We start from the raw sequence: 1159 nt of genomic DNA, 5'->3' as shown, positions 1-1159 counted from the left end.
TGCACTGCTACTACCCGCGGACGCTGGCGGATCGTCCAGTCGCGGGCCGGCGTGTACGAATCGAACTGCGAGCGCGTCGACTCGTATGCGGGAACGAGCACTGCGCCCGTCGGACGTCTGCCGAGCGGATACCGGCCCTGACCCGTCGCCACGCACGCCGCACGGACGCTCTCACCGCCCAGCTCACCGACGTGGCCCTGTTCCTGGGCGGCCGACCAGGCGCTCGCCTGTCCCGGCGCATGGCCGTCGGCACCTGCAAGGACACTTCGCTCCGGCTGATCCGTGCACAGCCGCTCCCCTCATCGGGGCTGGTGCCGCATCTCGGCGTCGACGAGTTTGCCYTTCGKAGGGGACAGACCTGCGCGACGATCCTCATCGACATGGCAACCCATCGCCCGGTCGACGTCCTGGCCGACCGGGCCGCAGCAACCTTCGCCTCCTGGCTGCGGAACCACCCTGAAGTGCGGATCATCTGCCGCGACCGTGCCGGTTCCTTCCACGACGGGGCCCAGGCCGGGGCTCCGCAAGCCAGGCAGGTAGCCGATGCATGGCACCTCCTGAACAACCTGGCTCAAGCAGTCGAACGCGTCATCGGGCGGCATCGCGCCGACCTGCGACAACCCCTCACCACCCATGACGACCGGACCTCCGACGGCCCCGCCCCCGAAGGACACGACCGCTCTGAGCTGGACATCCACGGCCGGCCCCGACCTCTGGCCGCCCGCACCCGCGAACACCACCAGCAGATCCACGAGCGCATCGAACGCGGCGACAGCCTTCGCACCATCGCACGCGACCTCCAGCTCAGCCGCGCCACGGTCAACCGATTCGCACGCGCCGCCGGCGTCGATGAACTTCTCAGTGGGCGTTAAGTCCGATCTTCCTCGGTTCGTGATCGCTCGGTCGTGGTACTGATCGCGGTCCGGACCGCCTCATGGGCATGTCCATGTTGAGATGCGGGGCGTGAAGAGAGAGCCGTACCTCAGCGACTTGCCGGACGAGCAGTGGGCGTTGATCGAGCCGATGATCACGACCTGGAAGCAGGACCGGGTGGCGGGGTCGGCGACCGGAGATCCCGGGTCCTGCGACCTGCGGGAAGTCGTGAACGCGATCTTCTGCCGGAACCGGACGGGCTGCCAGTGGCGCCTGCTGCCGCACG

The 1159-nt window shown here is 68.6% G+C and carries 2 protein-coding genes; both read left to right on the top strand.

Translation table 11 applies throughout. From position 1 onward, the window contains the following. On the top strand, positions 1 to 872 hold an 872-nt coding region (locus EAO76_RS39690), incomplete at its 5' end, for an ISL3 family transposase (RefSeq protein WP_148841110.1). Positions 873 to 963: 91 nt separating this feature from the next. Then, positions 964 to 1159: transposase (locus EAO76_RS39685; RefSeq protein ID WP_316248369.1), on the top strand; the 196-nt coding region annotated here is incomplete at its 3' end.

The sequence above is a fragment of the Streptomyces sp. sk2.1 genome (genome assembly GCF_008120935.1).
In the GTDB taxonomy this organism is placed as follows: Bacteria; Actinomycetota; Actinomycetes; order Streptomycetales; family Streptomycetaceae; genus Streptomyces.
Note: the sequence above shows the minus strand (reverse complement) of the source record. Positions and strands in the feature narration are given on the sequence as shown.